The organism is Microbacterium awajiense (genome assembly GCF_039536545.1).
Lineage (GTDB): Bacteria > Actinomycetota > Actinomycetes > Actinomycetales > Microbacteriaceae > Microbacterium > Microbacterium awajiense.
Window position 1 is genome coordinate 1 of record NZ_BAAAYU010000004.1, and the last position, 16,741, is coordinate 16,741.

Annotated in this window: 16 protein-coding genes and 1 riboswitch; of the genes, 3 read left to right on the forward strand and 13 right to left on the reverse strand. The window is 71.6% G+C overall.

The features are described from left to right. Window positions 1-147 precede the first annotated feature (147 nt). The 6 genes from ABD663_RS06430 to ABD663_RS06455 form a co-directional block, all read right to left on the reverse strand. Complete coding sequence (locus tag ABD663_RS06430) at window positions 148-561, reverse strand: hypothetical protein (protein WP_344737136.1); 414 nt, start codon at window positions 559-561, stop codon at window positions 148-150. 278 nt (window positions 562-839) lie between these two features. Further along, the gene (locus tag ABD663_RS06435; RefSeq protein WP_344737137.1) at window positions 840-2,228 is read right to left on the reverse strand and encodes an FAD-binding oxidoreductase; all 1,389 of its coding nucleotides are present in this window, start codon (window positions 2,226-2,228) and stop codon (window positions 840-842) included. Beyond that, entirely contained in the window at window positions 2,225-2,611 is a 387-nt protein-coding gene (locus ABD663_RS06440; protein WP_344737138.1) for a YrdB family protein, read from the reverse strand. Before ABD663_RS06440 ends, ABD663_RS06435 begins: the two co-directional genes overlap by 4 nt. A gap of 119 nt (window positions 2,612-2,730) precedes the next feature. Then, the gene (locus ABD663_RS06445; RefSeq protein ID WP_344737139.1) at window positions 2,731-4,434 is read right to left on the reverse strand and encodes a sigma-70 family RNA polymerase sigma factor; all 1,704 of its coding nucleotides are present in this window, start codon (window positions 4,432-4,434) and stop codon (window positions 2,731-2,733) included. 362 nt (window positions 4,435-4,796) lie between these two features. After that, window positions 4,797-5,957 carry an N-acetylglucosamine-6-phosphate deacetylase gene (gene nagA, locus ABD663_RS06450; RefSeq protein WP_344737140.1) on the reverse strand — a complete coding sequence of 387 codons (1,161 nt, stop codon included), beginning with the start codon at window positions 5,955-5,957 and terminating at the stop codon, window positions 4,797-4,799. Continuing rightward, window positions 5,948-7,462, reverse strand: a complete 1,515-nt coding sequence (locus ABD663_RS06455; protein WP_344737141.1) for a family 20 glycosylhydrolase — start codon at window positions 7,460-7,462, stop codon at window positions 5,948-5,950. The genes nagA and ABD663_RS06455 overlap by 10 nt, the downstream gene beginning before the upstream one ends. Before the next feature lie 74 nt (window positions 7,463-7,536). Further along, a riboswitch (ZMP/ZTP riboswitch) is annotated at window positions 7,537-7,620 on the forward strand. Between the two features lie 40 nt (window positions 7,621-7,660). Between ABD663_RS06455 and glyA the strand changes: the two genes are divergently transcribed. Together glyA and ABD663_RS06465 are read left to right on the forward strand one after the other, a co-directional pair. Beyond that, window positions 7,661-8,935 (forward strand): serine hydroxymethyltransferase, encoded by a 1,275-nt coding sequence (gene glyA / locus ABD663_RS06460; protein ID WP_344737142.1) that lies wholly within the window; start codon window positions 7,661-7,663, stop codon window positions 8,933-8,935. Between the two features lie 144 nt (window positions 8,936-9,079). Then, complete coding sequence (locus ABD663_RS06465) at window positions 9,080-9,964, forward strand: bifunctional methylenetetrahydrofolate dehydrogenase/methenyltetrahydrofolate cyclohydrolase (protein ID WP_344737143.1); 885 nt, start codon at window positions 9,080-9,082, stop codon at window positions 9,962-9,964. A 20-nt stretch (window positions 9,965-9,984) separates the two neighbouring features. Here the strand turns inward: ABD663_RS06465 and ABD663_RS06470 are convergent, their stop codons facing one another. The 7 genes from ABD663_RS06470 to ABD663_RS06500 form a co-directional block, all read right to left on the reverse strand. After that, window positions 9,985-10,719, reverse strand: coding sequence for an amino acid ABC transporter ATP-binding protein (locus tag ABD663_RS06470; protein ID WP_344737144.1), 735 nt, complete (start codon window positions 10,717-10,719; stop codon window positions 9,985-9,987). After that, complete coding sequence (locus ABD663_RS06475) at window positions 10,716-11,561, reverse strand: amino acid ABC transporter permease (RefSeq protein WP_344737145.1); 846 nt, start codon at window positions 11,559-11,561, stop codon at window positions 10,716-10,718. Before ABD663_RS06475 ends, ABD663_RS06470 begins: the two co-directional genes overlap by 4 nt. Window positions 11,562-11,580: 19 nt before the next feature. Continuing rightward, entirely contained in the window at window positions 11,581-12,432 is an 852-nt protein-coding gene (locus ABD663_RS06480) for an ABC transporter substrate-binding protein (protein WP_344737146.1), read from the reverse strand. A gap of 130 nt (window positions 12,433-12,562) precedes the next feature. Further along, on the reverse strand, window positions 12,563-13,129 hold the full coding sequence (locus ABD663_RS06485; RefSeq protein WP_344737147.1) for a hypothetical protein: 567 nt from the start codon (window positions 13,127-13,129) through the stop codon (window positions 12,563-12,565). A gap of 64 nt (window positions 13,130-13,193) precedes the next feature. Further along, a complete protein-coding gene (locus ABD663_RS06490; protein WP_344737148.1) occupies window positions 13,194-13,991 on the reverse strand; it encodes a transglutaminase-like domain-containing protein in 798 nt (265 codons plus the stop codon). An 82-nt stretch (window positions 13,992-14,073) separates the two neighbouring features. Continuing rightward, on the reverse strand, window positions 14,074-14,502 hold the full coding sequence (paaI, locus tag ABD663_RS06495; RefSeq protein ID WP_344737149.1) for a hydroxyphenylacetyl-CoA thioesterase PaaI: 429 nt from the start codon (window positions 14,500-14,502) through the stop codon (window positions 14,074-14,076). Beyond that, window positions 14,499-16,151 (reverse strand): thiamine pyrophosphate-binding protein, encoded by a 1,653-nt coding sequence (locus tag ABD663_RS06500; protein ID WP_344737150.1) that lies wholly within the window; start codon window positions 16,149-16,151, stop codon window positions 14,499-14,501. Before ABD663_RS06500 ends, paaI begins: the two co-directional genes overlap by 4 nt. A gap of 149 nt (window positions 16,152-16,300) precedes the next feature. On the opposite strand from ABD663_RS06500, the gene ABD663_RS06505 reads away from it, so the two are divergent. Then, window positions 16,301-16,606 carry a hypothetical protein gene (locus ABD663_RS06505; protein WP_344737152.1) on the forward strand — a complete coding sequence of 102 codons (306 nt, stop codon included), beginning with the start codon at window positions 16,301-16,303 and terminating at the stop codon, window positions 16,604-16,606. Window positions 16,607-16,741: the final 135 nt, after the last annotated feature.

Consider the following 16,741-nt stretch of genomic DNA (forward strand, 5'->3'; position numbering starts at 1 on the left):
CATTGGCTGCGATCCGCGGCCAAGGCATCATCGCGTGGTTCGAGCGCGACGACGGGAGGCTGGCGAACTTGGTCCCGACGCACCCTGGCAGTCTGACACGAGCCCGGTCGCCGGTCCTTCATCGCCCGGGCAATTGGCGGCGACGTGCTAGTTCGAGATCCTGTACACGTTTTCGGCAAGCTGGCTGGCATTGTTGGGTGCGGAAGCGCCATCGGGGAGTACGACGAATTGGCCGGACGGGCCGCCCAGGCCGAACTCCGTTCCGCCTCCCCCGCATCCGGTCACCCACTCCTGGGCGTTCGAGTAGACGATGAGGCAGATCAAATCAGGTGTCGTGGCGTGGGCAAGCCAAGAACCCACCCCCTCGGCCTGGCCGACGTAGCGCGCCGTCTCAATCGCGATGTCAGCAGCCCCGCTCTCGACGACCTCGGGCACCTGATCGTCCGCCGTCGCATCTCTATCCAGGACGGAGTACACCGGCCCGATCGGGACGCACCCAGCCAACACCGTGCTAACACTGATCATCAAGACGAGAGACAGACTTTGCCGAATCGAGCTCATGCGCTCCCGTTCTCCCGGACCCGAAGTGTTGTGTCATGGTCCCATATCGACGTCGCGCTCTACCAGCACTCGCGGCAGACAATCGCGTGTCCGTCGGCGCCCGCATGCCGGTCGCTCGCCGCGCACGACCCAACCGACCACGACGGCCGGCGTCAGTTCGAACCACGCGTGGATGCGCGAAGTCGACCCTGACCGTATAGGTGGCCCGGTGGCCGGAACGATCATCCCCCGCTATACGAGCGGTAGGCGGGGTGCCACCTCGAGCTCACCCCGCCCGGTCAGGCGACGAAGACCTTGCCGGGGTTGAGGATGCCCGCGGGGTCGAAGACCCGCGTGATCTGCCGCTGCAGCTCCCACTGATCGTCGCCGAGCTCGTCGGCGAGCCAGCGGCTCTTGAGCACGCCGACGCCGTGCTCGCCCGTCAGGGTGCCGCCCAGCTTCAATGCGGCGCGGAACAGCTCGTCCGCGGCCTCCCACACCGTCGGCGGCACCTCGACGATGCCGGCGGCATTCGGCTCGGCGTCGAAGACGAAGTTGGGGTGCAGGTTCCCGTCACCGGCATGGGCCACGGTCGGGATCACGATGCCGTAGGCGCGCTCGATACGGGCGATCTCGTCGAACATCGCGGGCAGGGCGCTGCGCGGCACCGACACGTCTTCGATGAGGGTGGTGCCGAGGGTCTCCATGGCCGGATGCATCGATCGCCGGATGCGGAGCAGGCGCTCGCCCTCGACGGGGTCGGCCGAGACGGCGACCTCCCCGCCGCGCTCGCGCAGCAGGGTCGCGATCGCCTCCGCCTCGTCGGCGGCCGCGGGCCCGTCGGTCTGCAGCGTGAGCTGGGCCGCCCGTGCGGGCGGGACCTCCATGCCGAGGAGGGCATGGACGGCCGCCAGGCACGTGGCATCCATCAGCTCCATGATCGCGGGCTGGATGCCCGCCGCCGTGACCGCGGCCGACGCCGCGGCCGCGGAGCGCACGTCGGGGAACACGGCCGCGATCGTGTGCACGTCGCCGGGGACCCGGCGGCGCAGCTTCAGGGTCGCGCCCACGACGATGCCGAGCGTGCCCTCGGAACCGATGACGAGCGAGGTGAGGTCGAGGCCGGTCACGCCTTTGACGGTGCGGTGGCCGAGTCGCAGCAGGCGCCCGTCGGCGAGGACCAGATCGACGCCGAGTACGGCGTCGCGCACCACTCCGTACTTGGCGCACAGCAGGCCGCCCGCACCCGTGGCGATGTTGCCGCCGACCGTCGAGATGTCGCGGCTCGCCGGATCCGGCGCCCACCACAGCCCGTGTTCGGCCAGTGCGGCGTCGAGCGCGCCGTTGAGCACGCCGGGTTCGACGACCGCGATGAGGTCGTCGGGGCGCACCTCGACGATGCGATCCATCTCACGCAGCGACAGCGCGATCTCACCGGCGCCGGCATTGGCCCCGCCGGCGAGACCCGTCCCGGCGCCCCGCGCGACGACCGGCGTGCCGGTGCGGGTCGCGATTCGCATCGTCTGCTGCACGTCCTCGACGGTGCGCGCTCGCACGACGGCCAGCGGCGCGGATGCCGCAGCGTGGCCCGACTTGTCGGCGCGCGCGATCTGCAGCGATGCGGGATCGGTGTCGACGCGGTCCCCGAGCGCCTCGCGCAGCTGCGCGACCACCTCGCCGTCACTCATGCGAACCGGCGCCGTCCGACGAGCACGCCGACCGTCACGGCGACCACGGCGAACGCGAGACCGATCCAGGGCTGGCCGAGGCTCCACCAGGCGGCCGTCACGGCGACGTAGATCATCAGCTCGGCGAACGCCTGCACGAACGGATGCAGCGAGACGACGGCGCGCGGCGAGAGGAACAGGGCCCAGACGATGATCGCGACCAGCGGGGTGCCGATGCCGGCGACGATGTTCCAGGGGAACGCGAAGGCGGCGAAGCCCCAGATGGCGAGTGAGGCGAACGCGGCGAGCTCGACGAGCAGGCGCACGATGTCGAGGACGCCCGGACGCTCCACCATGCCGGCTGCGGGCGCCGCCGACGCGTGGTGATCGGACTCGGGGCGCATGGCCTCCATTCTAGGCCGCGCACCTCGCGTCCCCCGCGCCCGGTCGAGCGGACGAGGATGCACGCTCTGCCCGGCGTGTCGCGTGCAGGTTCGTCCGCTCGACGAGAGAACGGGGGCGGTCAGTCGCGGCCGAAGACGCTTCGGTCGACCAGGTCGGTGAGGGGCATCCGGACCGTCTGCACCGTGCCGTCCGGCGCCGTGGCCGACAGCGTCACCAGGCTGGCGTTGTTGATGTGGCCGAACGACGGACGCAGCGTCAGCGTCGCGTGCCCGTTCACGTCGGTGGTCGCCGACGTGACGGTGCCCCGCACCCGCAGCGTGACGGCCGCGTCGGCGGGACCGCCCACGGTGACGGCGAGCTCGACCTGTCGGGGCCCGACGACGGAGGTCTGCACGGATGCGACATGCAGCGCGGTCTCGGCCGGCGGTGCGGGCGGCGGGGTCGGCGCCGGAGTGGGCGTCGGCGTCGGTGACGGCGGCGTCGTGGGGGCCGGAGTGGTCGGGCCGGGCGTCGGCGCGGCAGGCGTGGTCGGTGCCGGGGCGGCGGGCACGGGCTGCCCGGTCTCGGCGGGTGCGGTGGTGCCGGTGACCGGGGCGGTGCTGCGGGTGACCGGGGCTCGTGTGTCCGCGTCGACCTCGACGGGGTCCTCGTCGTCGACCGCGGCCGGGGCGCTCGCTGCGGGGGCAGGGGCGCCGGCATCCGCCGTCGACGGCTCGAAGGGCACGGTGTCGGATGCGGCGACATCGGATGCGGCGGCGTCGGCGACCGGGGGGTTCAGCAGGCCGGGCACCACGAGCGCGGCGGCGACGGCGAGTGCGGCCGCGAACCCGCCGCCGATGACACCCGCCAACGCGGCACCGGAGAGCGCGCCGCCTCCTGCCGATCCCGACGATCCGGCGGCACCAGCGGCACCGGCGGCACCGGCGTCCGCTCCGAGCGTGACGGTCGGAGCACCTGCGGCGAGGACGGCGCCGTCGACGACACCGGACGGCATCGCGGCGAGCGTCGCGACCGGAACGCCGCCGCCTTGCAGCGACGCGAGGTAGGCGGTCGCTCCGCCCGCGCCCACGGTGAGCGGCAGCAGCACGAGCGCGAGGCGACGCCCCGCCTCCTGCGCTTCGCCGTAGACGATGGTGCATCGTGCGCAATCGTGCAGGTGACGCTCGATGCGCGTGCGGTCGCGTCGCCCGACGTTGTTGCGCTCGTAGGCGCCGAGGCGCTCGATGGCGTACTGGCACTCCGAGCCGTCTGCGACCGAGCGCAGGTGCACCTGGATCCACGCCTCGCGCAGCCCCTCGCGAGCGCGGAAGGCGAGCTGCGAGACGCTGCCGGCGGTCATGCCGAGCAGGGGCGCGATCTCGGCGGGCTTCATGCCCTCGATCTCGGTGTACCAGAGCACCTCCTGCCACCGCGACGGCAGGCTGCGGAACGCCTGGTGGGTCAGGCTGCGATCGAGAGCGTCCTCGGTCGCCTGCACGGTCGTGCGGGGGTCGGCGAACTCCGCCACATCGTCGATCCCGACCTCGCGGCGGGATCGGCCCCACGCCGCCGCGGTGTTGCGGATGCTGGTGAACAGGTAGGCACGGAACGATCCGGTCGGGCCGCCGCCACGCCGGATCGACTGGAAGATGCGCGCGTACGCCTCCTGCACGAGGTCGTCGGCGTCGAACGTCGAGGTGATCGACCGGGCGACGGTGATGCCCGATCGGTAGTGGCGGCGCCACAGCTCGGCGTACGCGTCGCGGTCGCCGGAGCGCGTGCGCAGCACGAGGTCGGCATCGCCGCTGGCGGCGATCCGCTCGGCGGTCTCGTGTTCGGACACGGGGTCGGACTCCTTCGGGGGTGCGCCGCCGGGGATCGGCGCCGTCGCTCTGAGAGACGTCCGCGTCCCGTCCTCATCACGCGTACCCACCATTCTCCCGGCTGGCACCGGGGTCGCGCCAATCGAATTCTCGGAAATCCTGCAGGAACCGCGTAATGGATCGCCCGGGGTCGCGTCTCATCAGTGACGCAACCCATCGCGATGGGGGGAGCGTGCGTCCATCAGGCGGGGTTCGGGCCCCGTCTCGGCCCGCACGGCCGGGGTGAATCGGGGGAGGACCCCCGGCCGTGCGACGGGGGGCAACGGAGCGGGGCGGTCGGACCGGGGGGCCCGGCCGCCCTCTCCTCTTCCGAGCGACGGCCTCAGTCGATCGCCGCGCCGTCCGCCCACACGCGTCGCACGGTGAGCGATGCGTCCAGCAGCACGGCATCCGCCACGTGCCCGACGGTCAGGGCGCCGAAGCGGTCGGCGACGCCGACCGCGCGCGCCGGCGTGGACGTGAGTGCGGCGATCGCCGTCGGCAGCGCGACGCCCGCCCGCTGCACCGCGAAACGCAGGGCCGCATCCTGAGTGAGCGTCGATCCGGCGATCGCGCCCGACTCGGCGAGCCGCGCGACGCCCTCGCGCACCTCGACCGCCAGGCCGCCGAGCTCGTAGCGGCCATCGGCCGCGCCGGCCGCGGCCATCGCGTCGGTGACCAGCGCGATGCGCCCGGATGCGGCGGCGAAGGCGATCCGCACGAGCTCGGCATCGAGGTGCACGCCGTCGGCGATCACCTCGAGCGTCACCCGGGGGTCGGCGGTCGCGGCACCGATCGGACCGGGCGCACGATGATGCAGCGGCGGCATCGCATTGAAGGCGTGGGTGAGAATGCGAGCGCCGGCATCGAATGCCGCCGCCGACGTGGCGGCATCCGCTCCGGTATGACCGATCGCGACAGCCGTGCCTCGGTCGACGATCTGCCGGATCGCATCGAGCGCGCCGGGCAGTTCGGGGGCGATCGTGATCTGCCGGATCGTGCCGCGCCCGGCCTCGAGCAGTCGGTCGACGGACTGCGGCGTCGGGGCGAGCAGGCGCGCGGCATCGTGCGCCCCCTTGTGCCCGGGGTCGAGGAACGGTCCTTCCAGGTGCGAACCGAGCACATCGCCATCGGTCGCCGCGAGGTCGGCGACCATGGCGGCGCGTGCGGCGAGGGTGTCGAGATCGGCGGTCACCAGTGAGATGACCGCGCGCGTCGTGCCGTGACGGCGGTGGGCGGTGCGCGCGCTCCGCACCGCTTCGGCGCCCTGGTCGTATTCGCGGCCGTCTCCGCCGTGGCCGTGGATGTCGACGAAGCCGGGGCTGAGCACCGCCCCTTCGCCGGCGAGCGCCCCGCCGTCGACGACGTGGTCGGCGGGGCGCGACCTCCACTCGTCGCCGATGCCGGATGCCGCGACGAACCCGCGGTCGAACCTCACCCATGCGTCGGGGGTCTCGGTGCCGTCGTCGACCAGGCGCACCGAGTGGATGACCGTCACCGCCACGGGATGTCTTCCGATCGGTGGAAGCCGATGCCCTGAGCGCGCCACAGCGGGGCCTGGCGGCCGACGCGCTCACGGAACGACTCCCATGTGCGCAGCGCGCTCGTGCCGACCGGCGGCGACCATGCGGCTTCGGCGGCGGCGGCGATGCGGGGGAACGCCAGCTCGTCGATGTCGGCGAGACTGCGCACGGTCTCGGTCCACAGCGGGGCCTCGACTCCGAGGATGTCGTCTTCGCCGATGCCGTCGATCACCGCGGTCGGCTCCCACGTGTAGGCCCGACGCGCATCGGTGATGCCCCGCGCCCACGTGAGACCCAGCGGAGAGTCGGCGGTCTGCTTCATGTCGAGGTAGACGGCGTCGGCGGGCGAGAGGATGAGCGGCGCGCCGTTGCGCACGAACGCGCGCGCTGCGTCGTCCATGCCGTCGGTCGGCGTGACGAAGCCCCAGTACTGGCCGACGGTGCCGGGGGCGAGGTCGGGGGCGGCCCCCGCCTCGTGCCAGGCGATCGGCGTCTTGCCGAGATCGGCGATGATCTCGGTGGCCCGCGCGACGAAGGCCGCGAAGTCCGCCGGATCCGTGCCCAGCGCCTCGTCGCCGCCGACGTGCAGGTAGGGGCCGGGGGTCATCGACGCCAGCTCGCCGAACACGTCGGCGACGAAGTCGTAGGCGCGCTCGTCGCCGATGCGCAGCGACGAGAATCCGACCGCCATCCCGTCGTAGGCGACGCCGGCAGCGGGTGCGTCTCCGCCGAACTCGGCCACCGTCTCGAGGATGTGCTCGCTCAGCACGGGCGCCTCGACGAGTTCCGGATACGCGAGGCCCACCGCGTGCGTGTGGCCCGGCATGTCGATCTCGGGCACGACGGTGACATGGCGCGCTGCCGCATAGGCGACGAGGTGGCGATAGTCGTCTTTGGTGTAGAAGCCCCCCGGGTCGCCGCCGACGGACGTGCCCGATCCCTGCCGCGTGAGCTCGGGGCGCGCGTCGAGGTGCACTCGCCACCCCTGGTCGTCGGTGAGGTGCAGGTGCAGGTGGTTGAACTTGAGCATCGCGGCGCGATCGATGAACGCCTCGACCGTCGCGACCGGATGGAAGTGCCGCGCGACGTCGAGCATGACGCCGCGGTAGCGGAATCGTGGTGCGTCCTCGACCTCGACGGCGTCGATCACCCAGCCGTCGGTGCTCTCGCGTGCGAGCTGAGCGAGCGTGTGCACACCGTAGAAGAGACCGGCGGCATCGGCGCCGGTCACCACGACGGATGTCTCGTCGGCGACGAGCGTGTACGACTCGGGAGCGCCGCCGTGTTCGATCTGCAGGTCGATCGTGCGCTCGTCACCGCCCGGGCTCGAACCCGTCAGGGCGGACAGCAGCGTTCGCAGGGCGGAGGCGGCATCCGCATCGCCGACGATGCCTGCTCCCGCGAGGCGGAAGGGAGCGGTTCCGACGTCTCGGATCGTCGACGGGGCGGGGACGACGGCGACGGTCATGGGGCCTCCGGGGCTCATGTAAGGAGTCCTAACAAATGGGCTGTCGCTCAGCCTATCAGCGCCGCCCGGCCGCCGCAGGTGATCCGTTATGCTCATGGTGTCGCGACTGGCGTTGAGGTGGGCACCCACCGGGGAGCGACCGACAAGGCATTCGACCGCACGCCTGGGCCGGGTCTCGATACTCCGACCCGATACGCCGACCAGGAGAGGCCGCCCATGACCGACCCCCACTTCCACGCCCCGCTCGCCGAGGTCGATCCCGAGATCGCCGACGTCCTGCAGCGCGAACTCGATCGCCAGCGCGGGTACCTCGAGATGATCGCGTCCGAGAACTTCGTGCCCGTCTCGGTGCTGCAGTCGCAGGGTTCCGTTCTCACCAACAAGTACGCCGAGGGGTACCCCGGACGCCGCTACTACGGCGGCTGCGAGGTCGTCGACGTCGCCGAAGAGCTCGCGATCGCCCGCGCCAAGAGCCTGTTCGGCGCCGAGTTCGCCAACGTCCAGCCCCACTCCGGTGCCTCGGCGAACGCCGCCGTGCTGCACGCGATCGCCCGGCCCGGCGACACGATCCTCGGTCTCGCCCTCGACCAGGGCGGGCACCTCACGCACGGCATGAAGATCAACTTCTCGGGTCGGCTCTACGACATCGTCGCGTACGGCGTCGACCCCGAGACATCCGTCATCGACATGGCGGAGGTGCGCCGCCTCGCGGTCGAGCACCGCCCCAAGGTCATCATCGCCGGCTGGTCGGCCTATCCGCGGCAGCTCGACTTCGCCGCGTTCCGTGCGATCGCCGACGAGGTCGGCGCACTGCTGTGGGTGGACATGGCCCACTTCGCGGGTCTGGTGGCCGCCGGTGTGCACCCCAACCCCGTGCCGCACGCGCATGTCGTCTCGTCGACCGTGCACAAGACGATCGGCGGGCCGCGATCGGGGTTCATCCTCACGAACGACCCCGAGATCGCGAAGAAGATCAACTCGGCCGTGTTCCCCGGCCAGCAGGGTGGTCCGCTCATGCACGTCATCGCCGCGAAGGCGACGGCGTTCAAGCTCGCCGCGACCCCCGAGTTCCGTGAACGTCAGGAGCGCACGCTGCGCGGCGCCCACCTCATCGCCGAGCGGCTGTCGCAGCCCGAAGTCGCCGACGCGGGAATCACCGTGCGTTCCGGAGGCACCGACGTGCACCTCGTGCTGGTCGACCTGCGCGACGCGGCGATCGACGGCAAGCAGGCCGAAGACCTCCTGCACGAGATCCGCATCACGGTGAACCGCAACTCGGTTCCCGACGACCCGCGGCCGCCCATGGTGACCTCGGGCCTGCGGATCGGTACGCCGGCGCTCGCGACCCGCGGCTTCGGCGACGCCGAATTCGCCGAGGTGGCCGATGTCATCGCCCTCGCGCTGCTGCCCGATCCCGACGTCGAGGCGCTGCGCGCGCGGGTCGCGGCGCTCGCGGACCGGTTCCCGCTCTACCCCGACCTCGTGCAGTGATCGCACGATCGGGAACATCACTACGCATACAGGTACCTGAAAGGCATCCATCGAGAATCACCATGCCGGACGGGAATCGTCGGCACGCCGCTGATTCTCATCCGGGATGTTGATTCTCAGCCGGAGCCGGGAGAGAGACACGTCATGACAGTGAAGAAGCTCGACGGCAAGGCGGCGGCGGCCGAGATCAAGGAAGAACTGCGGGCCCGCGTCGCCGCGCTCGCCGAACGCGGGATCATCCCGGGCATCGCCACCGTGCTCGTCGGGGCCGACCCGGCGTCGCAGCTCTACGTCGGGATGAAGCACCGTCAGTCCGAGGCGATCGGCATGAACTCGATCCAGCGCGAGCTGCCGGCGGATGCCTCGCAGGCCGACGTCGAAGCCCTCATCGACGAGCTGAACGCCGATCCCGCCTGCCACGGCTACATCGTGCAGCTGCCGCTGCCCTCGCACATCGACACCGACGCGATCCTCGAGCGCATCGATCCTGCGAAGGACGCCGACGGTCTGCACCCGACCAACCTCGGGCGTCTGGTCCTCAACGTCAACACCCCGATCACCTCGCCCCTGCCGTGCACGCCCCGCGGCGTGATCGAGCTGCTGCGACGCAACGGCTACGACCTCGACGGCAAGGAGGTGGTCGTCGTCGGTCGCGGCGTGACGATCGGCCGTTCGATCGGGCTGCTGCTGACGCGCCGTGAGTGCAACGCGACCGTGACCCTCACCCACACCGGTACCGCCGACCTGTCCACGCACCTGCGCAACGCCGACGTCATCGTCGCGGCTGCCGGCGTCAAGCACATCGTGCGTGCTGAGGACGTCAAACCCGGTGCCGCCGTGCTCGACGTCGGCGTCACGCGCGAGACCGACCCCGAGACCGGCAAGTCCGTCGTCTTCGGCGACGTGCATCCCGACGTGGCCGAGGTCGCGGGCATGCTCTCGCCGAACCCGGGCGGCGTGGGACCGATGACGGTCGCGCTGCTCATGACGAACGTCGTCGAGGCCGCCGAGCGACTCTCCGAAGCCTGAGCCGTCTGACGTCGCGTCCGCTAGCCGGTGAAGCGGGACAGGAAGGCCCGTGTGCGCGCTTCGCGCGGCGCGGCGAGCACCTCTGCCGGTGGGCCCTCCTCGACGACGACGCCCTCGTCGAGGAACAGCACGCGGTTGGCCACGTCGCGCGCGAACGCCATCTCGTGGGTGGCCATGAGGATCGTCGCGCCCTCGTCGGCGAGGCTGCGGACCAGCTCGAGCACCTCGCCGACGAGCTCGGGATCGAGCGCCGAGGTGATCTCGTCGAGGAAGAGCACCTCGGGGTCGGTGGCGATCGCGCGGGCGATCGCGGCGCGCTGCTGCTGTCCGCCCGAGAGCCGATCGGGATGCTCGCGGGCGTGCTCGAGGAGACCGACGCGGGTCAGCAGTCCCATCGCGCGATCCTCCGCCGCGGCGCGCGGCATCCGGTGCACGACCCGCGACGCGAGGGTGACGTTGTCGAGCACCGAGAGGTGCGGGAAGAGGTTGTAGGCCTGGAAGACCGCGCCGAAGCGGGCGCGCACGCGGTTGGCGTCGACCCGGGGGTCGGAGATGTCCTCGTCGCCCAGGAAGATCTGACCGTCGTCGATCGGCTCGAGCAGGTTGAGGCAGCGCAGCAGCGTCGACTTGCCCGAGCCGCTCGCACCGATCAGGGCGACGACCTCGTGGGTCGCGAGGTCGACACCGACGCCGCGCAGCACTTCGCGCTGGCCGAAGGCCTTGCGGATGCCTGTCGCGCGCAGCAGGGCGCTCACAGGATCGCTCCTGCCTGCTCGCGTTCGCGAAGCCGCGCGGTGTACCAGTCGGTGAGCCGGATCGTGGGGATCGCCAGCAGGATGAACAGCACGCCCGCGACGACGTAGGGCGTGAAGTTGTAGGTGAGGGATGCCACCGAGCGCGCGCCGGCGATCGCGTCGACCGCGCCCAGGATCGAGATCAGGCCCACGTCCTTCTGCATCGAGATGAAGTCGTTCATCAGCGGCGGCGTCATCTTGCGCAGCGCCTGGGGGAGGACGACCCGGCGCAGCGCCTGGACGTAGCCGAGGCCGAGAGCGCGCGCGGCGAGCCGCTGGGACGGATGCACGGCCTCGATGCCCGCGCGGATCACCTCGGCGACATAGGCGGAGTACGTGAGGGTCACGGCGATCACGCCCAGCAGCACCACCGGCATCCGCGTGTCGGCGATCGTCGGCAGGCCGAATCCGACGAGGTAGAGCACGATGATGAACGGCAGACCGCGGAACAGGTCGGTGTAGCCGGCGGCGAGCACCCGCGCGGGGAAGAAGACCGGCCCGCGCAGGGTCCGCAGCACGGCGATGACGAGAGCGACGACGGCGACGGTGACGACCGAGTACGCGAGCACCTGCAGGTTGATGAGGAATCCGTCCCACACCTTCGGCAGGGCCTGCAGCGCGATGGCAGGGTCGAAGAAGAAGCGCTGGACCTGCGCCCAGCCCTCGGTGTTGAAGACGGTGACCCACACGATCGCCGCGAACACCAGCGACGACGCCACCGCGATGAGGATCGAGCGGCGCGAGCGGGCGCGCCGGAAGGCGCGGCGCTCGAGTTCGAGCTCGCTCGGTCGGTACGCGGTCACGGAACGACGCTACAGCGGGTCACTGCAGCAGCGGCACGCCCTGACCCGAGCCGAGCCACTCGTCGGTGATCTCTTCGAGCGTGCCGTCCTCGCGCAGCGCGTCGACGGCGGCCGACACGCGCTCGGTCAGCGGCGAGTCCTTGGCCAGCAGCAGGCCCCACTCGTCGGGCACGCCGGCGGCGGGCAGCTCGCCGACGATGAACGAGTCCTCGATGTACACCGCGGTCGCGAAGTACGCCGTCGGCAGATCGAGCACGATCGCATCGATCTGTCCCGCGCTGAGGGCGGCGACGGCATCCTCGTTGGAGTTGTAGAGCAGCGGTTCGACGTTCGGCTGGACGGCCTCGGCGATCGTCGTCGCGCTCGTCGAGCCGGCCATCGCGCCGAGCGTGATGTCCTTGAGGCCCGCGATGTCGGTCACGCCGTCGGCCGCGCCGCCCTCGATCGCGACGACGGCCTGGCTGGCCGCGTAGTACGGCGACGAGAAGTCGACCGCCTGCGAGCGCTCTTCGGTGATCGTGTACTGCTGGATGTTGAAGTCGAAGCTCTTCGGGCCGGGCGCGATCGCCGACTCGAAGCTGGTGCGCACCCACACCACGTCCTCCGGCGCGAAGCCGAGCTCGTCGGCGACGGCGTAGGCGACGGCGGCCTCGAAGCCTTCACCCGACGCCGGGTCGTCGTCGATGACATAGGGGTAGTACGCGGTCTCGCCGGTCGCGATGGTCAGCTTGCCGGGCTCGAGGTATGCCTCGTCGGCCGCAGCGGTCTCGGTCGGTTCGGCCGACGTGCCGCCGGACGCGCAGCCCGCGAGGGCGACGGCGGCCAGCGCCAGTCCGGCGACGGCGAAGCGGACGGATCGGGTGCGCGACATGGTGCCTCCAGGCTCGAATGGCCGCGCCGTGCTGTCGGCGGCGGCCGGGTGCATCATCCATCATGGCCGCGCTGCGGCGCGCGGGCTCCGTCGGGAGTCCCTCTGTTACACGTTCTTCATCGAGCGTCGGTCAGCTGCCGAGCTCATCCAGCATCCGGCGCTGCTCGTCGGTGAGGCCGTCCTTGAGTTCGCGTCGCGCCGCCGAGGTCTCGGGGGCGGCCGGAACGGCGGGTGTCGACCCGTCGTCGACGGGCCGGGCCGGGCCGCCCATTGCTCGGTCGTACACCGCCCCTGCGCGCGCCTCCACCTTGTCGTCGATCGCGTCGTAGACGGCCCACCCGATCAGCAGGAGCACGGGCGGCAGGATCCACCCCCAGGCCCAGCCGAAGAACCCGCCTCCGATGCTCACGCCGCTCAGCAGCACCGTGGCGATCCAGACGAGGAAGGCCACCGCGAGCGCGAGCAGGAACTCGACGATCTTCTGGCCGACCTTGGTGCGCCGTGTCGCCGACTTCTCGGCCATCGAGTGGAACCAGCGGGTCACGAGCGGTTTGATCCACAGTGCGAGCGCGGTGAGCACGATGCCCGCCCACAGCGCCGCCCAGCCCACCCGCGCCGGAGTCAGCCACCCGATGACCAGCAGCGTGACGACGTTGAACGCCAACAGCGACACGAATCGCACGACCCAGACCTTCATGCCTCCAGCCTGGCACGGCCGCGCAACGGCGGCGAGCAGATCGGGTCGGGGAGCAGAGGGCGCCTCAGCGGATCTGCACGAGATCGTCGAGATCGTCGCCGGGCAGCTCGTCGACCACGGCCGTGATCTCGGTCTCGACGAGATCGGTGCGACCGGAGACGACCGTCAGGAACGCCGTGTCGGCGGCATCCCGCCCCGTCGCGATGCGCACGAGCGTCGAGCGCGGCGCGAGTGTCGTCGCGTCGACGACACGCCACGCGCCGTCGACCCACGCCTCGGCGACGGCGTGGAAGTCCATCGGGTCGAGACCCGGCGCGTACACGGCGACCATGCGCGCCGGGATGCCGCGGGCCCGCAGCAGGGCGACGCAGACGTGCGCGTAGTCGCGGCACACGCCCTTGCGGATGTCGAGCGTGCGAGTCGCGCCGTCGGTGGGTCCGCTGGAGCCGGGCACGTAGCTGAGCCGCGTTCCCACCCAGCTCGACACCGCGCGCAGCAGATCGGCGGGCTCGTCGACCCCGGCGAACTCCTCGGCGGCCTGGGCGAGCAGGGCATCCGACTGCGCGTACCGGCTCGGACGACGGTAGACGAGGCGGTCGGTCGAGCTGGCCGTCGCGATGGCGCCGAGCCCGCTGACCTCGGCGCGATAGGTCACCTCGAGGCGCCCGGGCGGGCTCGACACCGCGCGCAGCCGCGTGCCGTGCGCGTCCGACATCGGGCGGGCGTCGACGGCGGTGCCGTCGACCGAGGCCGTGAACACCTCGTCGACGTCGGAGTAGTGCGCCGACACGGCGACGGCGAAGACGAGCTCGGCGGGCTCGGTGACATCGAGGACGATCCTGCTCGAAACGGTGCGCTGCATGCGTCGAGCTTCGCAGGAGCGGTGCCGGGCGGTCGAGGGTTGACAGCCGCCTCCCGGCCGTGCCATCGGTCAGGGGGTGGGATCAGGACGACGGCATCGTCAGAGCGCTCGTACGACTGCGGCCGCGCACCTCGGCGACGACCCGGCCGTCCTGCGCCGTCACACGGATGTCGTACAGGCCCGAGCGGCCCGCGAGCGCCCGGCGATCGGCGACGGCTTCGAGCACGTCCCCGGCGCGGGCGGGCGAGAGGAAGGCGATGTCGGCACCCGCCGCGAGCGTGACGGTGTCGGTCTCGTTGCACGCCAGAGCGAACGCCGTGTCGGCGAGGGCGAACACGAGCCCGCCGTGGGCGACCTGGAAGCCGTTGAGCATGTCGGCGCGCACGGTCATCGTCACGACGGCGTGTCCCGGCTCGGCGCGCACCACGGTCATGCCCAACGCGGCGGATGCGGCATCCCCCGCGATCATCGCGCGGGTGTGCTCGGTGGCGAAGACGTCGTCGGAGGTCATGAGTTCACCCGGATGATCTCTTCCTGGTAGGGCGCGATCACCGCGCCCGAGATGCGGCAGTCGAGCACGAGGAACCGGCGCTCGTCGACCGGCTCGCGCGCCCACGTCCCGAGCCGGTCGAGGTCGGCGATGTCTCGCACGACGACGCCTTCGGCGCCCACACCGGCGGCGAGGGCGGCGAAGTCCACCTCGGGGATCAGCATCGGCTCGGTCGCGAGCCCTTTCAGCCCGTAGAGGTTCACCTCGGCGCCGTAGGCGGCGTCGTTCCACACCACCGCGACACCACGGCCGCCGGCGACGCGCACCGCGGATTCGAGGTCGGCGAGGGCCATGAGCCCCCCGCCGTCGCCGGTGGTGAGCACCACGGTCGACCCGGGGCGAGCGCGCACCGCGCCGGGAACCGACGGGAAGCCCAGCCCGATCGACTGGTAGGCCGTGCCGATCATCATCATCCGGTCGGGTGAGGCCACCGGCCAATACATGTTCGCCCAGCCGATGAAGTGTCCGCCGTCCGACACGACCACCCGGTCGTCCGGCAGCAGCTCGGCCAGCCGCGCCGCAACCGTGCGGGGGTCGAGGCGCCCGTCGGGTGCGAGGCCGTCCCCGCGGTCGCGGTGCCGCGCCGCCGTGACGTCGACCGCCTCGCGCCAGCCCGACGGCGCGGAGCCCAGGACGTCGACGCGCTCGACGAGGGCGGATGCCACCAGTGCGGCGTCCCCGCGCAGGTAGCCGCCGACGTGCGGGTGGGTCGCGGCCGGTGCCACGTCGACCTGAACCACGTGCGTGCCCGGAGCGAACAGCTCGCCGAACCGCATCGTGAACTGGTTGAGTGAGGCGCCGAACACCACGGCGACGTCGGCCTCGCGGATGAGGTCCATCGCGCCGTCGGCACCGAACCCTCCGGTCACGCCCAGGTCGAAGCGGTCATCGGGGAAGACGCCGCGCCCGAGCGCCGTCGACGCGGTCAGCGCGCCGGTGAGATCCGCCAGGCGGCCGAGCGCAGGTCCGGCGCCGGCGATCCACGCTCCGCGGCCGGCGAGCAGCAGGGGGCGCCGTGCGTCCGCCAGAGCGCGGGCGAGGTCGTCGATCGCCGCGTGTGCGAACGGTCCCGACGGCGGCAGGGGTCCGGGCAGCGTGGGCTGCGGCGGCACCGGCAGGTCGCCCACCTCGAGCCGGGCCACGTCGTAGGGGATCGCGAGCACCGTCGGCACGCGATAGGTCAGGGCGTGTTCGATCGCGATGACCGTCGTGGCGGCGGCATCCGCCCGTCCCACCGTGTAGGTGCGGGCGCCGACGGCCGAGGCGAGCGCGATCTGGTCGACGTCCCACGGCCGCGGGCCCGACGTGGGCTCGTCGCCGACCACGAGCACCAGCGGCACGTGCGCCTGCACGGCCTCGGCGAGCGCGGTGAGGGTGTTGGTGAACCCGGCGCCGTACGTGGCGGTCGCTGCGGCCAGTCCGCCACCGGCGCGGTGGTAGGCGTCGGCGGCGACGACGCCCCCGGCCTCATGACGGACGGCGGTGTACTCGACACCGGCACCCTTCACGAGTGCGTCGAGGAAGTACGCGTTGCCATTGCCCATGACCCCGAAGACGTGGTCGATGTGGCGGGCGAGGGTGAGGGCGACGTGGGCGGAGACGGTGGGCATGGCGATGATGCCTTTCGAGACGACGGATGCGGGGCCGTATGTGTCTCGCGCGTCCTCACGGGCGGCGGCGTGCTCATTTTTCGAGCACCGGCGGTGCACATCCGCCGGACAGCACGAGTATAGGCACGGGATGCTGGCAGGATCGGATCATGAAGACCATCCAGCTGCGCCGGTACTCGCTCGTCGACGGGGAGTACGAGGCGTTCATCGAGTGGTGGCGCGGCAGCATTCCGCAGGTGCGGGCGGATGCCGGGTTCACGCTGGAGTTCGCGTACGGCCTGCCGGAGTCGAACGAGTTCGTGTGGGCCGTGAGCGTCCCGGGCGACGAAGACGCGTTCCTCGCCGTCGAGGCCGCCTACATGGCGTCCGATGCGCGTGCGGCTGCGTTCGACGGCGTCCCGCAGCGGATCGCCGAGTACAACATCCGGTTCGTGGGCGAGGACCACTCCGCCTGACGCGCCGGCACGGCCGTGTCTTCGCCGCGGCGGAGAGCGGCACGTCGACGGTGTACACGGGGTATATGTCGCCGCTGATCGGGCGGGAGCAAGATGGATGCCGGGGACCCGACGGGGTCCTGTTCCGCGACCGAC